We start from the raw sequence: 258 nt of genomic DNA, 5'->3' as shown, positions 1-258 counted from the left end.
TATCAGTGAACATACTACCTCGAAAACACAACAACAAATTGAAATCAATTCTCCGTCTGACTACATCCACTGGCTTAAAGGTCAAGCAGGAGCAGAAGAGACATTAGAGCAGTTTTCCAAATTATCCGAAGCGGATCAAGATAAGTTCATCAAGTATTTGAACGATGTGGAAGTACAAAAGCAAGTTTTAAAAGCATTCGCCAGCGAACAGGACGTTAAACTTTATGGTGGGGATATCGTAGTTAGTCATAAAAAAGG

The 258-nt window shown here is 38.8% G+C and carries 1 pseudogene; it reads left to right on the top strand.

From position 1 onward, the window contains the following. Positions 1–258 (top strand): annotated as a pseudogene (locus tag JO375_RS08620) (hypothetical protein); the annotation flags it as partial.

It is taken from the genome of Paenibacillus farraposensis (assembly GCF_020736845.1).
GTDB lineage: Bacteria > Bacillota > Bacilli > Paenibacillales > Paenibacillaceae > Paenibacillus > Paenibacillus farraposensis.
The sequence above is the reverse complement of the archived record's forward strand: the minus strand, read 5'-3'. Positions and strand labels throughout refer to the sequence as shown.